Raw genomic sequence first — 17,393 nt, forward strand, 5'->3', positions numbered from 1 at the left:
TATTTAAAAACTAAAACTATAAAATCTTTATCAATAAATTATGTTATGTCTTTCCATAAATTCCGACATAAGTTTTTAGATTTATATCTTTAGAAAAAAAATAACTGATGCAAAAAACATATTACGACCCAGCAGATCTAAAAAAATTTGGTAAAATAAGTGAGTGGAATCAAGAATTAGGCGATAAGTTTTTTGAATACTACGGAAAAGTCTTTGAAGAAGGCGCTCTTACAGCTAGAGAAAAAGCTCTCATTGCCCTAGCTGTTTCCCACACCGAGCAATGCCCTTACTGCATTGATGCTTACACCAAAGACACATTGCAGAGAGGTGTTACAAAAGAAGAAATGATGGAAGCCATTCATGTTGGTGCTGCAATAAAAAGTGGAGCTACTTTAGTGCATGGTGTTCAAATGATGAATAAAGTGACCAAACTTGATGGTTAGTTTACAGACTAAAAAAAAGAAAACACACCTTTTACTCCTGCTTAAAAAGCAAATAAGACAACTAATTAATGGCGATTAAATCTTTACATAAACGCGAGAGCGCTTTAGCTAAAAGCAACAAGCAACTAGAAATTTTGTCGAACGGCATTTTCCAGAACGGCGAGTTACCTACCTTTAAAGCAAAAATTTCTGAGACAGATCAATTTCCTTTACAAGCAAAAAAGCTTGAAATCCTTCAAATAAATGTAGGCTACATGTGCAACCAAGTTTGTGAGCATTGCCATGTAGATGCTGGTCCAGACAGAAAGGAAATTATGACTCGCGAGACCATGCAACAATGTTTGGATGTGATAAAAAACACCCAAGCTCACACTTTAGACCTCACAGGAGGGGCTCCAGAAATGAACCCTAACTTTAGATGGTTTGTAGAAGAAGCCGCAAAAGTGGGTATTAAAGACTTCATTGTACGTTCTAATCTTACTATTATTAGAGCCAATAAAAAGTATCACGATTTACCAGAATTCTTCAAAAAATATAATATTCATGTGGTAAGTTCTATGCCACATTGGACCCGTGGAAAAACAGATAAGCAACGTGGCAATGGTGTTTTCGATGCTTCTATTGAAGCCCTTAAACAACTCAATGCCGTGGGCTATGGTATGCCCAACAGCAGTTTAAAGCTTGATTTGGTTTATAACCCTTCGGGGGCCTTTTTACCAGGAGATCAATCTTCTATGGAAAAAGATTTTAAAAAAGCACTACTTGAAGATTTCAATATACACTTTCATAGTTTGTTTGCCATTACCAATCTGCCTATTTCACGTTTTTTAGATTATTTAATAGCCTCCGAAAACTACGAGGATTATATGTACAGCCTTGTAGAAGCCTATAATCCAAATGCAGTAAAACATGTGATGTGTACAAACACCTTATCCGTAAGTTGGGATGGCTTTTTGTATGACTGCGATTTTAATCAAATGCTTGAATTACCTGTTAACAGTAAAGCAAAGCATATCGCAGACTATAATAGCGACTTATTAGAAGGACGAAACATCGTTATTTCTCAACATTGCTATGGTTGCACTGCAGGAGCAGGAAGTAGTTGTCAAGGTAGTGTCGCATAAAAACATATCATGAAAAACATAATATTATATACACTACTTTTGATCGCGACTTTCGGTTATTCACAAAAAAAACTATCCAAATTACTCAAGCAAGAAAACAGCGAAACAATTCCGTACATAACAGTAGATTCCCTTAGTGAAAGGGTTAATCATTATGTTCTATTGGACTCCAGAGAAAAAAAAGAATACAATACCAGCCACATTAAAAATGCAATTTATGTTGGGTATGATTTCTTTCAAATAGATTCCGTAACAAACAGAATACCCAATAAAGAAGCAGAGATAGTTGTTTATTGTTCATTAGGCATAAGATCTGAGGACATCGCAGAAAAACTAAAAAAAGCTGGTTATGACAATGTAAAAAACCTTTACGGTGGTATTTTCGAATGGAAAAACCACGACTTACCAGTTTACAGCAAAACTAAAAAAGAAACAGACAGTATTCATACCTTCTCCAAAACATGGAGTAAGTGGTTAAAAAAAGGCATAAAAGTATATGAATAAAGAACTCGTTATTGTTTTTGTAAAAAACATTAAACTGGGAAAAGTAAAAACGCGTCTTGCCAAAACCATAGGCAATCAAGGTGCTTTTGAAGTATATAGCGAATTAGTTAAGGTTACCGAACGCGCTACAAAAAACTTAAAGGCAGATCTACGTATTTATTTCTCAGATGCTATTATTGATACTAAATGGCCAAATACTTATAAAACGGTTCAGCAAGGAAAAGATTTAGGGGAACGCATGAAAAACGCTTTCCAAAAGGGTTTTGATGATGGCTATAACCGAATTGTTTTAATTGGTTCAGATTTACCAGATATTTCAGAAAAACACATCCGTAGTGGTCTTGAAAACCTAAAATCAAATCCAGTAGTTTTTGGCCCAGCAGAAGACGGTGGCTACTACCTCATTGGTCTAAATAAAATGCTCCCAATAATCTTCAAAAACAAACCATGGAGCCAATCTAATTTGTTACAAAAAACGCTTCGGGAATTGGAAGATAAACATATTGATTTTACTACCTTAGTCACGCTTAACGACATTGATACTTTTGAAGATTTAACAGCTTCAGAGTTTTATAAATCGAATTACAAACTTCAACAAAGAATCGAGCAACTACATGATTAAATATATTGAGGAAACCGCAAATTACCTGAAAGAAAAAGGGTTTAACCAACCAGAAGTTGGTATTATTCTTGGCACCGGATTAGGGCAATTAATTAATGAGGTTGATATTATTAAAGAGGTAAGTTATAATCATATCCCTAACTTTCCAACTGCGACTGTTGAGTTTCATAAAGGCAAACTTATTTATGGCAATCTAGAAGGCAAAAAAGTAGTCGTTATGCAAGGGCGCTTTCATCTTTATGAAGGCTATTCACTACAAGACGTTACTTATCCTGTACGTATTATGGAAAAACTTGGCATTAAAACCCTATTGGTTTCAAATGCAGCAGGAGCTATTAACCTAAACTTTAAAAAAGGAGAACTCATGCTTATTGATGATCATATTAATCTTCAAGGCAGTTCTCCACTAGCCTTTAAAGGAGTCGAACTACTGGGTGAGCGATTTACCGATATGAGTGCTCCCTACAACGCAACAATAAATTCGGCATTTCAAAACATAGCTAAAGCCAACAATATTACGCTTCACGAGGGTGTATATGCAAGTGTTGTAGGGCCACAATTAGAAACCAGAGCAGAATACCGCATGCTAAAAATTATAGGAGCCGATGCCGTAGGCATGAGTACAGTTCCAGAAATTATAGTTGCCAATCATTTAAATTTAAAAGTAGCAGCCATATCGGTTTTAACAGATGAATGCGACCCAGATAATCTCGATCCCGTTGATATTTCAGATATTATTGCCAATGCAGTAAAGGCAGAACCGAATATGATAATACTATTTAAAGAACTTATAAAAACATTATAACTGAAGGCGTTACCATAAGAATAGGCTATTCGTTATATCCTTAACGGAGTTTACGTTTCGCTTGAAACAGCATTAAAAGAATAAAAATATGAGCAGTTATTTAGAGACCACACACGATGTATACAAAGAGGCAGCATTAACTCCAGATGTCGGATTATGTTGTACCACAAATCCAATTTGGGAGTTGCCGGGGTTAAAAATTCCAAAGATCATGCAAGAAATGAATTATGGTTGTGGCTCTACGGTTCATGCTCGTGATTTAACAAACAACCCAAAAACACTTTATGTTGGTGTTGGGGGAGGCATGGAGTTACTGCAATTTGCCTATTTTAACCGTCAAAAAGGCGGGGTTGTTGGTATTGATGTAGTCGATGAAATGCTTGAAGCTTCGAGAAAAAATTTCGAAGAAGCAGAAAAGCAAAACCCTTGGTTTAAAAGTGAGTTTGTAGATCTTAGGAAGGGAGATGCTATGCATTTACCAGTTGAAGATAATTGCATAGATGTGGCAGCTCAAAACTGCTTATTTAATATTTTTAAAGCAGACGATTTAAAAAAAGCGATAGCCGAAATGCATCGTGTTTTAAAACCTCATGGGCGTTTGGTTATGAGTGACCCTACTTGTGAGCACCCCATGAACGGCACCCTGAGAAACGATGAACGCCTAAGAGCCTTATGCCTTAGTGGAAGTCTTCCTATTTCAGAATATGTAAAAGCACTAACCGATGCAGGTTTTGGAACCATTGAAATTAGAGCTAGAAAACCATACAGAATTTTAGATCCTAAGCACTACCCTACAGACGAACTAATCTATATTGAGTCTATTGAGGTAGCTGCCATAAAAGACCCCATGCCCGAAGATGGCCCCTGTATTTTTACAGGCAAAGCTGCTATTTACTATGGGGAAGAGGACTATTTCGATGATAAAAAAGGGCATGTTTTATTAAAAAATCAACCTTTAGCTATATGCGACAAAACAGCTGGAGCCCTAGCCAGTTTAAAAAGAGATGATATTTTTATTAGCGAATCCACCTTCCATTATGATGGAGGCGGTTGTTGTTAAGTCGTTTTGCCCATTTAATGATTGCCTCTTCCAGATGCAACCTAACACATGCCATGAATAAGTATATTGACATCATAATAAATTCGTATTCTGGTTATTGGAATTATCTAAAAAAGGAAATCTTATTTCAAAACCATTGGGATAATTATTTTTATGGGTTAATCGCTATTTCGGTTTTGGTATGGTTCTTAGAAATTTTATTTCCATGGAGAAAACAGCAATCCATATTTAGAAAAGACTTTTGGCTAGACACATTTTACATGTTCTTTAACTTCTTTCTGCTTAACCTAATTATACTTATAGCCTTATCAAATACTACCGCAGCGCTGTTTAATGATGCGCTCAGCCTTGTTAATTTAACATTATCAGACTTACAGCTTTTTAATGTTAATGAGCTTCCTAAATGGCTCGGATTATTCATTTTTTTTATCGTTTCCGATTTTGTACAATGGAATACGCATCGACTATTACACAGAATACCCTGGCTATGGAATTTCCACAAAGTACACCATAGCGTCAAAGAAATGGGCTTTGCCGCTCACTTACGTTATCATTGGATGGAACCTGTTGTTTACAAATCTTTACTCTACATTCCTTTAGCCATTATTGGAAATTATAGTTCTCAAGATGTGGCTCTCGTATACTTCTTCAGTATTGCTATAGGTCATCTTAATCATGCTAATCTTGGTTGGGATTACGGTTTCTTTAAATACGTTCTCAATAATCCTAAAATGCATATTTGGCACCATGCAAAAACATTACCAAAGCATGTTAGGTTTGGTGTGAATTATGGACTAACACTAAGTATTTGGGACTATATATTTAAAACCAATTATATTCCATATAACGGAAAGAATATTGAATTAGGGTTTAAAGGAGATACGTCATTTCCGAAAGGTTTTATAGGCCAGGAGGTATACCCTCTAAACAAAAAATAACGCTTAAATGATATACAGAACGCTGCTAGTTATAACTCTTATTATATTTTATTCTTGTGGAAGTACAAAGGAGTTAACTACAAAAGGTCCAGAGCAGGAGTTGCCACAAGACAAACCTATAGATTCCTCTTCTAACAAATTAGAAACACCTTTAGAACCGGTAAACGAAATTCCTTTATCTCCTAAACCACCTAATCCGTTAGAAAAAAAAAGCTCTAAAGATTCCGGACCACTATCCTTTAACCACAATTTATGGGATGGTTTATTACAAAAATATGTTTCAAACACGGGTAAGGTAAACTACTCTGGCTTTAAAACTGAAAAGACTCAATTACATGCATATCTTAATGCCCTATCCCAGAATATGCCAAATGATTCTTGGAGCAAACAAGCTATTTTAGCTTATTGGATTAACGCTTACAATGCTATGACAATAGATTTAATTTTGCGTTATTACCCCATAAAAAGTATTAAAGATATAAAAAAGCCTTGGGAACAACGACACTGGGAACTTGCAGGCAAATGGCACAACCTCAACGAGATTGAGCATGCTATTTTAAGAAAAATGGACGACCCTAGAATTCATTTCGCTATCGTTTGCGCTGCCGTGTCATGCCCAAAGCTAAGTAACAAAGCTTATGTGGAAACTCAACTAGACGATCAGCTTAATAATGCGGCCAAAGTTTTTTTAAATGACAGGTCCAAAAACGAGCTTTCTCCAACCAAATTGGAGCTTTCAAAAATATTCCAATGGTTCTCTAAAGATTTTAAGCAAAACGGAAGTTTAGTAGACTTCTTAAACCAGTACTCGAAGAGTCCTATTTCTGAAAAGGCAAAAAAAACATTTAAAAACTATAATTGGGATTTAAACAACTAAGGTATGGCATCAAAAATCTCTGTTATTATTCCTGTTCTTAATGAAGCATCCAATATTGGTAAACTTCTAGAACATCTTATAGCCAAAGGTTCTTCAAGACAATTAGCAGAGATCATTGTAGTAGATGGCGGAAGCACTGATGACACAGCGCAAATAGTACAGTCTTTTTCAGACGTACACAGTTCCAATTCAAAGAAAGCCTTTTATTTTATAAACAATAAAGTCCCTAATAAAACGAATACGGGTAATCCATTAAAGGCAGATATTATACTTCTTAAATCAAAAAAAGGTAGAGCAAAGCAAATGAACTGGGGTGCAAAGCATGCGCAAGGAGACATTTTATACTTTCTTCATGCAGATTCCTTTCCTCCCATGCATTTTGACAGACTCATCGTAAAAGAAATTAAAAAAGGGCATCTGGCAGGGTGTTTTAGAATGCAGTTTGACCATCATCACTGGTGGCTTCGTTTAGCCAGTTGGTTTACGCAATTTAATTGGAGAGCATGCCGCGGTGGTGATCAAAGTCAATTTATAACTAAAAACCTATTTAATAATATTGGAGGCTTCGATGAAACTTTCAGCATTTATGAGGATATTATTTTTATTAATGAACTTTATAAACGTAAGCAGTTTACAGTAATCAATAAAAAACTAAAAACTTCTGCCAGAATGTATAGAGAACATGGTATCTGGAAGCTTCAATATCTTTATTGGGCAATCTATGCTAAACGCTGGTTAGGAGCTAATGCCCAAGAGCTATATCGCTTTTATCAAAAATATATAAGTGTTAAAAATTAATAAAACAAGCTTAAGAAATCACAAAAAGTTACAAAAGGCTTGATTAATCGTCTATTTTTATAAAAACCACTTTTATGAAGCAAACTAGCACGGCATTCATTTTTGCTCTACTTTCATTCCTTACCTATTCCCAAGAATCGATTAACGCAAGGCTTTTAGATTCGCTTTCTAATATACCCATACCCCACGCTACTATTTCCCTTAATGACAAATCGGGAGTTATTACTAACGAAAATGGCGATTTCTTACTTTATCTAAACAAAAAACCATCAAAAAAAGACTCTATTAAAATTAGTTGTCTTGGCTACGAAACCAAGCAATTGGCTGTTAAAAACTTCAATGATAGTATTATTTTATTGAGTCAAAAAACCATCGAGCTAAAAGAAATTTTAATATCAAGCAAGCATTACACTCCAGAAGAAATTATTGAACAGGTTCGATTAAATTTAGACAACAACTACTCCAAGAGCAACTTAAAAAGTAAGCTGTTTTACCGAGCCTCTTACTTCACCAATATTAAAAAAAATGATGTCAAGGTTAAAAAAACAACTATCCCCGAATTTAATCAAGGTTTTATAGATAGTGTATTGACCGCAATGCCAAAAAAATCTGATGATTACACAGAAATATTAGCTAATATTTATGGAAAACCCGGTATTAAAGACGCCCAAAAGCTCGATATTATTAAGGCCTCACATCTCTATGATAAAAGCAACGAAGTAACCTTTGAAGCCTATGAAGATAAATTTAACAAGATTATCAAAAAACATGTTAAACGCGATTCCTATTTTAAAATAAAATCTGGCTGGTTTGGTACCAAAGAAGAAATGGATTCCACCTTTTATGACACCTTAGAAAATGACAAAAAGGAACAAACAGACGCCATGATTGATGCTCAGAAAAAGAAAGAAAAAGAACGAAAAGAAGACTTTCTAAAATATAGAAAATATTCCATCTCTCATTTACAGGGGTATAGTTTCATTTTTGAGGATACCGAGCTTAACTTTTTGGAAAAACCTAATAGATATGCGTTTGTTTTAGAGGACTACTCGTTTCTTAACGACAACTTTGTTTATAAAATTAGCTTTAAACCCAAGCGTAAAGAAGATTATAGCGGCATCATTTATGTGAACATAGACGATTTTGCCATTGTACGATTAGACTATAACAACGTAAAACCCTTAAAGAACTTCAAACTTTTGGGACTATCTTACAAGCTCTATTTAAAGAAAGGAACCCTTATTTATGTTAAAAATGATTCGAGTAAATACACCCTCCAATATGCCGATAAGGAAGAAGGAAGCACATTTGGCATAAAACGTCCTTTAAAAATTATTGAGAAGAATAAGCATACGAAAGGTAGGCGAAAACAAAATGAGCTGTCGACAGATATTCATTTTGAATTGTCTAGTATTGAGAAGAACGAATTAGTGGTTTTTGAAAACGAAATGATTTCTGAATCTGAATTCGATGCTTTTAAGGAAAAACCTAAAGTAACACCTGTTTACTTACCAGATTACGATCCTGAGTTTTGGGAAGGTTATAATGTTATTGAACCTAATCAAGCCATAAAAGATTTTAAAAGCATAGACTAAAACCTAATTTTTATTTCTACCCTTTTCGTTAGGATATAAGTTTGGTAAGTTATCACTCTGTAAAACTGCCTTTGTATTAATATCAATGGCCGAGAGCTTTCCTTTAAATGCCGCTCCGGTATCAATATTCCAGACATTTACAGCGTTCATTGGTATGTCATAACCAAAATTTATGGTTGGGGTATGCCCGATGTAAATCTCCTTATAGTGCTTAAGTCTATTTGGATATATTAAAGAGTCTTTTGATATTCCTTTATCCATAGTTAAAGCCATTTCCCATAGGGTTCTGTCAAAATAAAAGGTTTTCTCATACACCTCTTTTTTCACACCATGCATTGAGGTAAACCCAGCATGCAAAAACAGCCTATTGTCGTCATCCAGATAATATAAAGGCATCTCTTCAAAAAATGCCAAGTGCCGTTCTTTCTCTTCTTCAGAGAACCCGGAATAACTCTCAATGGTCTCCTTACCGCCATGCATATACCAAGTCATATTAACATGTTCAGACCTCAACCAATCTTCACACCAAACATCATGATTTCCTTTTATAAATACACATTTAATTTTTTGAGATAAGCCAATCAAGAACTGAATTACCTGAGCAGATTCCGACCAACCATCGACATAATCGCCCATAAAGATAAGCTGATCTTCTTCTTTTATTTCCAACTTGTTTAGAACTTGAACAAGTGCTTTTAAGCCTCCATGAATATCTCCAATAGCAATAACCCTCATAATTCAATTTTAGTTTTGACAAAACTAAACGTTTCTAATTAAAAATATAACTTGGAAAGTTAAGTAAAGATTAAAAATACTGGCCGATACCAAAAACGAAGCCTTGGCTGGCATTTTTAGTAATACCATACCCATAGTCTATTCTAAAAATGGCATTATATATTTTCTTATGTATAAAGCGCACCCCTACCCCTGGGTACACTTTTATATTCTCTCCCTCAACAAAATTTGATAACGGCCCTCCCGGATTTCGCCAAGAACCTGCATCAACAAAAGCATTCCCCTGAAATACAAACCAATCTTTTTCTATGAGCGTGTACCTATATTCTGTATTTAAAACAATGGAGCCTGTTCCTCTATCAATAACATTACCAACCCCCCTAATATTCACGTTATTATCTACCGAAAATGGTGCAAAGGGTGTTTTATCATTGGATGCCAAACCAAAACGTAATCTATTAGCCCAGTTTCCTCGACTACCAACTCTTTTAAAATAAAAGAAGTCATTCCAACCAACAAAAAAACTTGGTAATGATCCGTCTGTAGCGTTAACATACTGAAAGTTAAACTGACTTCTAAAACCGGTAACATATTGATAAAAGTAATCTAAACCATTATACTCATAAATAGCTTTAAACAACCACTTATTTATATCCAAAGTAAGAGGTACAGCAGGATTGGTAGCACCAAATTGATAATCGTAAGTTTCCGTAAAGTAATTAACACCCAGCTCTACTCTGTTTTTGAAATCAAATTCATAAAGCCCTAAGATTTCATAAGAATCATTATTATACCTATAATTTGAAGAGGTGTTATCAAAAAAAACAGGTTCTAAGGTTGTTAAGTCTTGCCTATTAAAAGCCAAACCAAGCTTATTTGAAAATAAATAAGGTGCTCTAAAATTTATAGCATAAGAACTGTAGATATCCTTTTGATAAAAGCCTCCAAAAATAATATTTCGTCCAAAAGTATTGAACTCGTACAAACCAAGTCGGTATGCAAATTCATCGTCATTAGTCGTGTAAACATTTAATGAAGGGATAAGGGTATGATTCTCTTCTATATGATAAAACACATTGTACTTATTATCTCCAGATGGAAACACTTGATAGTACGCATGAGATACTGAAGGTAAACGTTTGAGTCTTAAAATATCCTGTTCGATTAAAGCGGAATCCAGCACACTTGCCGGCACAATTGACGATATTTTCTTAATAAAAGTTGTTTTAATTCGCCTGTTGCCTTGGATCTTTAGGTCGTCTACAAGCATATCTTGAGAAAGTAAGCTTAGTGAAACGATAAAGAGTATTAAAAAGGAGTAGGCCTTTTTCATGGAATTTCAAATGGTGTTTGAATCACCCAATTTACCCAATTATCTTCACTTACATCCATTAAAGTGAAATTATATCTTGTTTGTGTCTCCAAATTTGGAGGCTCCTGCGTTGTTATGTTCAAAACTACATTATCTGTATTGTAATATTGAAATTGGTTTTGAAAGGTATATGTCCCGGATAATAAATTGTCCTGACTATCGGAAATAACTTGAAAGTAAATAGCGTTATCACCAAAAGCGTTATCTGGCCATAAAAAGCAAGGCATTCCCACTTGCTTCAAATCCATTAACACCTCAGCAGTCCAAACAGTTACTTTTGTTTTTTGTTTTAGCCTAATAGGATTCGAAATTTTGATTTCGTTACCCAATTCAAAAGTTACAATAGCCCATTTTTCTAATTCAATATTTTGCCTAAACACACCCAAATACCCATTAAAAACTGGATCTGAGTTTAATTCCTTTTGAACATAATTATTAAAATCTTTTTCATCAACATTAACCGTATTTGTTTCGTACAGCCTAATGTTAGTAGCTCCTTCTTCTGGGTAATAAAAAGTCAATACGGTATCACTATTATCCATATCACTAGCAGCACAAGCTATAACACCACCTAACTCTGTTGTTTTACCTGTAACATAAGCGCTTAAACTACTGTTCAATAGGGTATCATCGTTACTATTACACGATATAATTAATAAGCTTAACAAAACAACAACTAGTCTCTTTTTCATTCTGAACGGTATTGAATTCGTATCAAATCTTCGGCGGGTTTGTTTTGAGGTGTAAACATAGTATTTGTTATGCCGCCAACACTATCATGATTATGAAACCACTTCCAAACAAAACCACCTGCAAACCAATCTTCTTCCCAAAAAGTCTTAAATAAGGCCTGAGTAGTATTGTTTTGAGCTTCCAAATTTACCTGGGTCATACTCGTATCACTTTTCCAAGGCTCTTTTCCTGAAAAATCAACACTTCGGTATCCGTACTCGGTAAACAATATAGACTTATTATAAACTCTAGACAATGCCTCCAATTCTACCTTGTAAGGTTTCCAATTCTCCAAACAATCATCTACAGAGGGTGTTTCATTCTGGCTAACAGGAAAATAAGCGTCCACCCCAATATAATCTAAGTTCTTTAAAAACAGGGTTCTTTTATATTCATCCCAGTTTGCTGCATAAGTTAATTTACCTTTATAAATCTGTTTTATTTTCTGAATTAAATTTAACCAGTAGGATGGTCTATTTAATGTAAACTTTTCTAATTCTGTTCCAATACAAAAAATATCAACATTCATTTCTTGCGCCAACTTCGCATAGGTAAGAATAAATTTTGAATAAGAATCCTCTAAGTCGACCCAATCATTTTCATTTTTCATTTCAATAAGCCCAGTAAATTCACCTCTCCAAACCCAAATTTGAGGTTTTAACATGACCCCTATCGCTTCTTTCTGAAACTTTTCAACATACTGTTTAGCCCCTGCCTTGGTTTCACCGAACCATTGTCGTTCCGTGTTAAAAAGTATGGTTGGACTGGTCAAATCTTTTATAAAACCAAATGGCATGATGGCCACAAAATTAGCATTTAAGTTAACAACAGGTTCTACATGTTTGGCTTGTATTGCTTCTTTTGAGGCAACAAAACTAACCCCGTTAATCTTGCTAGTTTGTGCCTTACAAGATTGAATACTTATCGAGAGACATAGTACCAAAAGTTTGATTTTAACCATACTTAATTGTAAAGAGACTCCAATTTACTATTTATCCTTAAAACAAAGCTCGTAATCCTAGGCTAAATGTCTGGCCTAAGCCTTGAAAGTTATTTCCTCTTACAAATTTATTATACGACAACTCAATATTTAAGACCTGCGTAATCTGGTATTTACCACCGAAACCTAACTGCGTATAGTTTTGTTCGAAATTATTTCCTAAATCAATTAAGAACGCTTGTTGCGCATTTATAAAAACTGTTGATTTTGATGATGGAAAATAACTTAAAAAGGCACTAAGAGGCAAAAACAAACTATTATTTGCAAAACGTTCACCTACATTAGAGTTATTAAAATCGGCATCGGCCGCCTTTTCTCCAAAATTAAAACCAAAATCTGCTTCTGTAAAAATCTGCCATTTGTCGCCTCCAAACGTTTTATCGTAAAAGAACTTGGTTTCCCAAAAGACACTGCGCTTGTCTAAATAAGCTGGATCATTATCTTCCCCGGGAAACGCTTCATCTTTGAACAGAGGAAAATAAACGGACGATGTAAACGAAAATGTAGGGATACTTCTAAAAGGTTGCACTCTAATTGAAGGTGCTAAAGTTGTAAAACCACTTCTAGAATTCACTAAATCATTTTGAAATTTAAAAACATCGAGGGCATCAGCTCCATTAAAGGTATTTGATCTTATTTGAAATACAAATCCAATATTCACTCTAGAATTTTCGCTAATACCAGTATATACCTCTGTGGTATTAGTAAAAAATGTTTGTCGAGGTATAGATCTTGGAGTACTACCTGCATCGGTTTGTTTGGTTTCTGTATAGAGGCCGTTAAAGAATTTTATGTCCCACTGTCCCTTTTTTAATAGCTTAGAGGGTGTATACGTTTGAATATTACTCTTTTGTACTTCTGGCTCTTCCTGAGCATATAAACTTATTGATATTAAGGTCAATAGGATAACAGCTGAAATCTTTCTCATATAATTCTTCTTTTTGATTTGTTGCGTTTACTGTTTATTCACTTTCCAGTTATATGGAAAATATTTTATTTTAAAGTTACTTGGCACTTTATCTGTTCTGTAGCGATTTATAAAGTCTATTTCGGTCTCACCGTTCATTGTAAAATCCTCCTTGTACCACTCCATTATTTGGGATGCTTCAACACGTTTCTTCTTTTCATTTACTCTAAGAAAGTCACCATTTATGGCAAGTTTGGTTTGAGTTTCTAACTGATTATCTAGAGTATCGGGCACATAAGCACTGTTAATTAGCGGCGGACAGCCCAAAGCCCCGCAAACCAAAACAAAATGAAATCTTGCATCATTAAACTGCCCTCTAAGTAATTTATGCTCTATGTCATTTAATGTTATGTCTTTACCTCCAAGCGCATACGTTGTTTCATCGAAAAAGCCAGCTATATCAAGAGGTGAATTAGTGGGATAATTATCTATAATCCCCTTTATTACCGATAGATTGTATGCATTAATCCAAAAAGCTTGATACTTACTTGCCTCCTGCTTATTAACAACACTACCCTTTGCTATCTCCAATAATTCTGTTAAGGCCGCCTGGTTTTTATAAATAGTTTCATAAGCCACTTTACCATCTGCTACATTAGCCTTAAAAAAAGTGTCTGCCTTAGTAAAAAAAACGTTCAAGTCTTGAGCTTTAATTGATACCGATCCCAAAATGAATAATCCCAAAAGTATATAGCTTTTCATCTGTTTTAGTTATTGTTTTTATAATACATATCATTTTTTCTGATACCTAAGTCTTGGCAAAAACAATAAACTTTCAAAAAAAGTAAAGTTTTTTCGTGTCTTCAACACATAATCATCCTTACACCCTAAACTCAATTTAAATTTGTTCTAAATTATATACTGGAATTTAAGTTATTACCTTTAGCTTCGACATAATATCACAAACATCCAAAATATGGAAGAACACATCGTTATTATAGGAAATGGCATTTCTGGTGTTACAACTGCTAGGCATATAAGAAAAATGTCCAACAAAAAAATCACTATAGTTTCTGCAGAAACCGATTACTTTTTTTCTAGGACCGCACTTATGTATGTTTACATGGGGCACATGAAGTTTGAACACACCCAACCTTACGAAAACTGGTTTTGGGAGAAAAATAACATTGAGCTAAAAAAAGGATATGTTGAAGAAATTGACGTAAAATCTAAAACCCTACACTTTGCAAAAGGGGATACGCTTCCATATGACAAGCTAGTTATTGCTACTGGGAGCAAACCTAATAAGTTTGGATGGCCAGGGCAAGATTTAAATGGCGTTATGGGTATGTATCACAAACAAGATCTAGAAAATTTAGAAAAATACGCTCCAAATAATCAAACATGTAAACGCGCTGTTATTGTTGGCGGTGGTTTAATTGGTATTGAACTCGCAGAAATGCTAAATTCTAGAAACATCCCAGTCACCTTTTTAGTGAGAGAATCTAGCTTTTGGAACGGGGTCTTGCCAGATGGCGAAAGTGAGATGATAAATAGACACATAAGAAACCACCACATCGATTTGCGTTTAGAAACTAATTTAAAAGAAATCGTTTCTAATGACCAAGGAAAAGTAAAATCTGTTATTATTCAAGAAACAGGCGAAGAAATAATCTGTGATGTTGTTGGTTTAACAGCAGGAGTTACTCCAAATATTGATTTTGTAAAAAATTCTGAAATAGAAACAGGTCGCGGTGTAAAAGTAAATCGTTATTTAGAAACCAATATCCCTAATGTTTATGCCATTGGAGACTGTGCCGAACAAATCAATCCTATAGGGCAACGAAGACCTATAGAGGCGGTTTGGTATACAGGAAGAATGATGGGAGAAACCGTGGCTCAAACTATTTGCAATAACAGAATAGAATACAAACCCGGCCATTGGTTTAACTCTGCAAAGTTTATGGATATTGAATATCAAACTTATGGTTGGGTACATGGTGATAAAGGAAAACCTGAATATGAATTACAATTTCATTGGAAGCATAAAAACGATACCATATGTATTACAGTGGCCTATCATAAAGGCACGAACCAATTTCTGGGTATAAATACTTTTGGAATTAGAATGAGGCACGAGACTTTTGATAGGTGGTTAACTGAGGAAAGAGACGTGGATTACATTATGAATCACCTTGCTGAGGCCAACTTCGATCCAGAATTTTACCGTCATTACGAAGATGAGATACTCAAGACGTTTAATAAGCAACTTCAAACGGCATAACCATGAACAATAAAATAAATCATAGCCTATCTATCGCTAAACCAGATAGTGTTGCTATTTCAACAAAACAAAAGATTGCTTTAATAACAGGTGTTATAGGTCTTTTTATTCTAGCTTTAGCCTTACTAAATGTAAACTTCCCAAACCAAGGCTTTTTCCTAACACTTGCTTTAGGGCTTATATCTATTGGCACAATAGTATATTCAAGAGATGCCTACCTTACTAAATTAGAAGGTATCAAAAATGATGGTGTTTGGTTTAAATCAATATCCTCTCGTGGTATTTGGGGCTGGCTTGTTGGCATCATCTTAACTACATTCTATATCATCCTGTATTTCTTTCCCAAATATTTAGGTTTGGGAACAAACGGAGGTGAAAACACTGGCCTCATAGCTTTATTCGACCCATTGAGTAAGTTGTTAAGTGGGAGACCTGCAAGTCAATGGTTTGTTTACGGTACACTTTATACAGTTGCTATTTTGGTCTTTGGATACAAGTTTATATTGAAATACAGACATAACAGGTATCAGCAAATACGAACCATTTCCGTGATGTTTTTTCAGCTTGGATTTGCCTTTTTAATTCCAGAATTCATGTATGTAATGAATAATGATTTACCGTATTATGACTTAAAAAGTATTTGGCCCCTTAACTATTATATTTTTGATGAATGGTCTGTAAAAGGATTCCTTTCAAATGGCAACATTGGCTTAGCGTTGATCCTTTTTGGAGTATTATCTATATTTGTAATCACCCCAATTTTAACTTATAAATTTGGTAAGCGCTGGTATTGTTCGTGGGTATGTGGTTGTGGCGGATTAGCTGAAACCGCTGGAGACCCTTTTAGACAACTATCGTCTAAAAAACTATCTGCCTGGAAGTTGGAACGCTGGCTAATTCATACTGTACTTGTCTTTTCCGTTGTGATGACTACAGGTATGATATACACGTATCTTGGTTATGATAAAAATAATTTTTGGTTAACGCGCGACCTCTTCATTGGCTTAGTTATAACTTTTTTGACCATAATCTTTTTAGGCGTGATGATTTTTAAACGTCAAGAACTTGGTAAAGATGCTAAATACGGAGCAATTGGTTTTTTTGTTGTTATTGCACTTTTGTTAGTTATGCATTTAACTGGAAGTACAGATCAAATATTTTATATTAAATCCAGTGCCTTAAGGTCTGCTTACGGCTTATATATTGGTTCTATCTTCTCTGGCGTGATCGGAACTGGTTTTTATCCTATTCTAGGAAGCCGGGCTTGGTGTCGATTTGGGTGCCCCATGGCTGCAATACTCGGATTTCAACAACGTCTCTTCTCTAAGTTTAGAATAACGACTAATGGTGGACAGTGTATTTCATGTGGGAATTGCTCCAATAGTTGTGAAATGGGAATTGACGTTAGGGCCTATGCTCAAAAAGGTGAAAACATTGTGCGCTCTAGTTGTGTTGGTTGTGGTATTTGTTCAGCCGTATGCCCCAGAGGGGTTTTAAAACTAGAAAACGACCATATGAAAGGACGCATCAATCCCACTGAAATATTATTGGGTAATGACGTAGATTTAATGGATTTGGTAAACCGTAAATAAATATA

At 34.9% G+C, this 17,393-nt stretch carries 18 protein-coding genes; 12 read left to right on the forward strand and 6 right to left on the reverse strand.

Features of this window, described 5'->3' with window-relative positions; genetic code table 11:
* Window positions 1–107: 107 nt before the first annotated feature.
* The 10 genes from E5D58_RS02455 (at window position 108) to E5D58_RS02500 (ending at window position 8,766) form a co-directional block, all read left to right on the forward strand.
* Complete coding sequence (locus tag E5D58_RS02455) at window positions 108–443, forward strand: arsenosugar biosynthesis-associated peroxidase-like protein (RefSeq protein ID WP_136480231.1); 336 nt, start codon at window positions 108–110, stop codon at window positions 441–443.
* 68 nt (window positions 444–511) lie between these two features.
* Window positions 512–1,567, forward strand: a complete 1,056-nt coding sequence (arsS, locus tag E5D58_RS02460; RefSeq protein ID WP_136480232.1) for an arsenosugar biosynthesis radical SAM (seleno)protein ArsS — start codon at window positions 512–514, stop codon at window positions 1,565–1,567.
* A gap of 9 nt (window positions 1,568–1,576) precedes the next feature.
* Window positions 1,577–2,071: a rhodanese-like domain-containing protein gene (locus E5D58_RS02465; RefSeq protein ID WP_136480233.1), complete on the forward strand. Its 495-nt coding sequence runs from the start codon at window positions 1,577–1,579 to the stop codon at window positions 2,069–2,071.
* Window positions 2,064–2,693, forward strand: a complete 630-nt coding sequence (locus E5D58_RS02470; RefSeq protein ID WP_136480234.1) for a TIGR04282 family arsenosugar biosynthesis glycosyltransferase — start codon at window positions 2,064–2,066, stop codon at window positions 2,691–2,693. The genes E5D58_RS02465 and E5D58_RS02470 overlap by 8 nt, the downstream gene beginning before the upstream one ends.
* Complete coding sequence (locus E5D58_RS02475) at window positions 2,686–3,498, forward strand: purine-nucleoside phosphorylase (protein ID WP_136480235.1); 813 nt, start codon at window positions 2,686–2,688, stop codon at window positions 3,496–3,498. Before E5D58_RS02470 ends, E5D58_RS02475 begins: the two co-directional genes overlap by 8 nt.
* 88 nt (window positions 3,499–3,586) lie before the next feature.
* Window positions 3,587–4,558, forward strand: coding sequence for an arsenosugar biosynthesis arsenite methyltransferase ArsM (gene arsM / locus E5D58_RS02480; RefSeq protein ID WP_136480236.1), 972 nt, complete (start codon window positions 3,587–3,589; stop codon window positions 4,556–4,558).
* 53 nt (window positions 4,559–4,611) lie between these two features.
* Window positions 4,612–5,496, forward strand: coding sequence for a sterol desaturase family protein (locus E5D58_RS02485; RefSeq protein WP_136480237.1), 885 nt, complete (start codon window positions 4,612–4,614; stop codon window positions 5,494–5,496).
* A gap of 7 nt (window positions 5,497–5,503) precedes the next feature.
* A complete protein-coding gene (locus E5D58_RS02490) occupies window positions 5,504–6,373 on the forward strand; it encodes a DUF547 domain-containing protein (RefSeq protein ID WP_136480238.1) in 870 nt (289 codons plus the stop codon).
* Between the two features lie 3 nt (window positions 6,374–6,376).
* Window positions 6,377–7,171, forward strand: coding sequence for a TIGR04283 family arsenosugar biosynthesis glycosyltransferase (locus E5D58_RS02495; protein WP_136480239.1), 795 nt, complete (start codon window positions 6,377–6,379; stop codon window positions 7,169–7,171).
* A 74-nt stretch (window positions 7,172–7,245) separates the two neighbouring features.
* Window positions 7,246–8,766, forward strand: coding sequence for a carboxypeptidase-like regulatory domain-containing protein (locus tag E5D58_RS02500; protein WP_136480240.1), 1,521 nt, complete (start codon window positions 7,246–7,248; stop codon window positions 8,764–8,766).
* Window positions 8,767–8,769: 3 nt separating this feature from the next.
* On the opposite strand, the gene E5D58_RS02505 is transcribed toward E5D58_RS02500, so the two are convergent.
* The 6 genes from E5D58_RS02505 to E5D58_RS02530 all read right to left on the reverse strand — a co-directional run bounded on the left by E5D58_RS02505 (window position 8,770) and on the right by E5D58_RS02530 (window position 14,274).
* Window positions 8,770–9,501: a metallophosphoesterase family protein gene (locus E5D58_RS02505; protein ID WP_205660292.1), complete on the reverse strand. Its 732-nt coding sequence runs from the start codon at window positions 9,499–9,501 to the stop codon at window positions 8,770–8,772.
* Between the two features lie 70 nt (window positions 9,502–9,571).
* On the reverse strand, window positions 9,572–10,834 hold the full coding sequence (locus E5D58_RS02510) for a BamA/TamA family outer membrane protein (RefSeq protein WP_136480242.1): 1,263 nt from the start codon (window positions 10,832–10,834) through the stop codon (window positions 9,572–9,574).
* Window positions 10,831–11,565 carry a hypothetical protein gene (locus tag E5D58_RS02515; RefSeq protein WP_136480243.1) on the reverse strand — a complete coding sequence of 245 codons (735 nt, stop codon included), beginning with the start codon at window positions 11,563–11,565 and terminating at the stop codon, window positions 10,831–10,833. Before E5D58_RS02515 ends, E5D58_RS02510 begins: the two co-directional genes overlap by 4 nt.
* A complete protein-coding gene (locus tag E5D58_RS02520) occupies window positions 11,562–12,566 on the reverse strand; it encodes a glycoside hydrolase family 113 (RefSeq protein ID WP_136480244.1) in 1,005 nt (334 codons plus the stop codon). The genes E5D58_RS02515 and E5D58_RS02520 overlap by 4 nt, the downstream gene beginning before the upstream one ends.
* Before the next feature lie 37 nt (window positions 12,567–12,603).
* Window positions 12,604–13,533 carry a hypothetical protein gene (locus E5D58_RS02525; RefSeq protein ID WP_136480245.1) on the reverse strand — a complete coding sequence of 310 codons (930 nt, stop codon included), beginning with the start codon at window positions 13,531–13,533 and terminating at the stop codon, window positions 12,604–12,606.
* Window positions 13,534–13,560: 27 nt separating this feature from the next.
* Window positions 13,561–14,274 (reverse strand): DUF547 domain-containing protein, encoded by a 714-nt coding sequence (locus tag E5D58_RS02530; RefSeq protein ID WP_136480246.1) that lies wholly within the window; start codon window positions 14,272–14,274, stop codon window positions 13,561–13,563.
* A gap of 214 nt (window positions 14,275–14,488) precedes the next feature.
* On the opposite strand from E5D58_RS02530, the gene E5D58_RS02535 reads away from it, so the two are divergent.
* Window positions 14,489–15,796 carry an NAD(P)/FAD-dependent oxidoreductase gene (locus tag E5D58_RS02535; protein WP_136480247.1) on the forward strand — a complete coding sequence of 436 codons (1,308 nt, stop codon included), beginning with the start codon at window positions 14,489–14,491 and terminating at the stop codon, window positions 15,794–15,796.
* Window positions 15,797–15,798: 2 nt separating this feature from the next.
* Window positions 15,799–17,388 (forward strand): 4Fe-4S binding protein, encoded by a 1,590-nt coding sequence (locus E5D58_RS02540; RefSeq protein WP_136480248.1) that lies wholly within the window; start codon window positions 15,799–15,801, stop codon window positions 17,386–17,388.
* Window positions 17,389–17,393 lie beyond the last annotated feature (5 nt).

Origin of the sequence: Cognatitamlana onchidii (assembly GCF_004804355.1) — a bacterium.
GTDB classification, from domain to species: Bacteria; Bacteroidota; Bacteroidia; order Flavobacteriales; family Flavobacteriaceae; genus Cognatitamlana; species Cognatitamlana onchidii.

Excerpts from the sequence above, each read along its gene's own strand:
- E5D58_RS02455 (WP_136480231.1), top strand. The coding sequence starts at position 108 with ATGCAAAAAACATATTACGACCCAGCAGATCTAAAAAAATTTGGTAAA.
- arsS (WP_136480232.1), top strand. The coding sequence starts at position 512 with ATGGCGATTAAATCTTTACATAAACGCGAGAGCGCTTTAGCTAAAAGC.
- E5D58_RS02465 (WP_136480233.1), top strand. The coding sequence starts at position 1,577 with ATGAAAAACATAATATTATATACACTACTTTTGATCGCGACTTTCGGT.
- E5D58_RS02470 (WP_136480234.1), top strand. The coding sequence starts at position 2,064 with ATGAATAAAGAACTCGTTATTGTTTTTGTAAAAAACATTAAACTGGGA.
- E5D58_RS02475 (WP_136480235.1), top strand. The coding sequence starts at position 2,686 with ATGATTAAATATATTGAGGAAACCGCAAATTACCTGAAAGAAAAAGGG.
- arsM (WP_136480236.1), top strand. The coding sequence starts at position 3,587 with ATGAGCAGTTATTTAGAGACCACACACGATGTATACAAAGAGGCAGCA.
- E5D58_RS02485 (WP_136480237.1), top strand. The coding sequence starts at position 4,612 with ATGAATAAGTATATTGACATCATAATAAATTCGTATTCTGGTTATTGG.
- E5D58_RS02490 (WP_136480238.1), top strand. The coding sequence starts at position 5,504 with ATGATATACAGAACGCTGCTAGTTATAACTCTTATTATATTTTATTCT.
- E5D58_RS02495 (WP_136480239.1), top strand. The coding sequence starts at position 6,377 with ATGGCATCAAAAATCTCTGTTATTATTCCTGTTCTTAATGAAGCATCC.
- E5D58_RS02500 (WP_136480240.1), top strand. The coding sequence starts at position 7,246 with ATGAAGCAAACTAGCACGGCATTCATTTTTGCTCTACTTTCATTCCTT.
- E5D58_RS02505 (WP_205660292.1), bottom strand. The coding sequence starts at position 9,501 with ATGAGGGTTATTGCTATTGGAGATATTCATGGAGGCTTAAAAGCACTT.
- E5D58_RS02510 (WP_136480242.1), bottom strand. The coding sequence starts at position 10,834 with ATGAAAAAGGCCTACTCCTTTTTAATACTCTTTATCGTTTCACTAAGC.
- E5D58_RS02515 (WP_136480243.1), bottom strand. The coding sequence starts at position 11,565 with ATGAAAAAGAGACTAGTTGTTGTTTTGTTAAGCTTATTAATTATATCG.
- E5D58_RS02520 (WP_136480244.1), bottom strand. The coding sequence starts at position 12,566 with ATGGTTAAAATCAAACTTTTGGTACTATGTCTCTCGATAAGTATTCAA.
- E5D58_RS02525 (WP_136480245.1), bottom strand. The coding sequence starts at position 13,533 with ATGAGAAAGATTTCAGCTGTTATCCTATTGACCTTAATATCAATAAGT.
- E5D58_RS02530 (WP_136480246.1), bottom strand. The coding sequence starts at position 14,274 with ATGAAAAGCTATATACTTTTGGGATTATTCATTTTGGGATCGGTATCA.
- E5D58_RS02535 (WP_136480247.1), top strand. The coding sequence starts at position 14,489 with ATGGAAGAACACATCGTTATTATAGGAAATGGCATTTCTGGTGTTACA.
- E5D58_RS02540 (WP_136480248.1), top strand. The coding sequence starts at position 15,799 with ATGAACAATAAAATAAATCATAGCCTATCTATCGCTAAACCAGATAGT.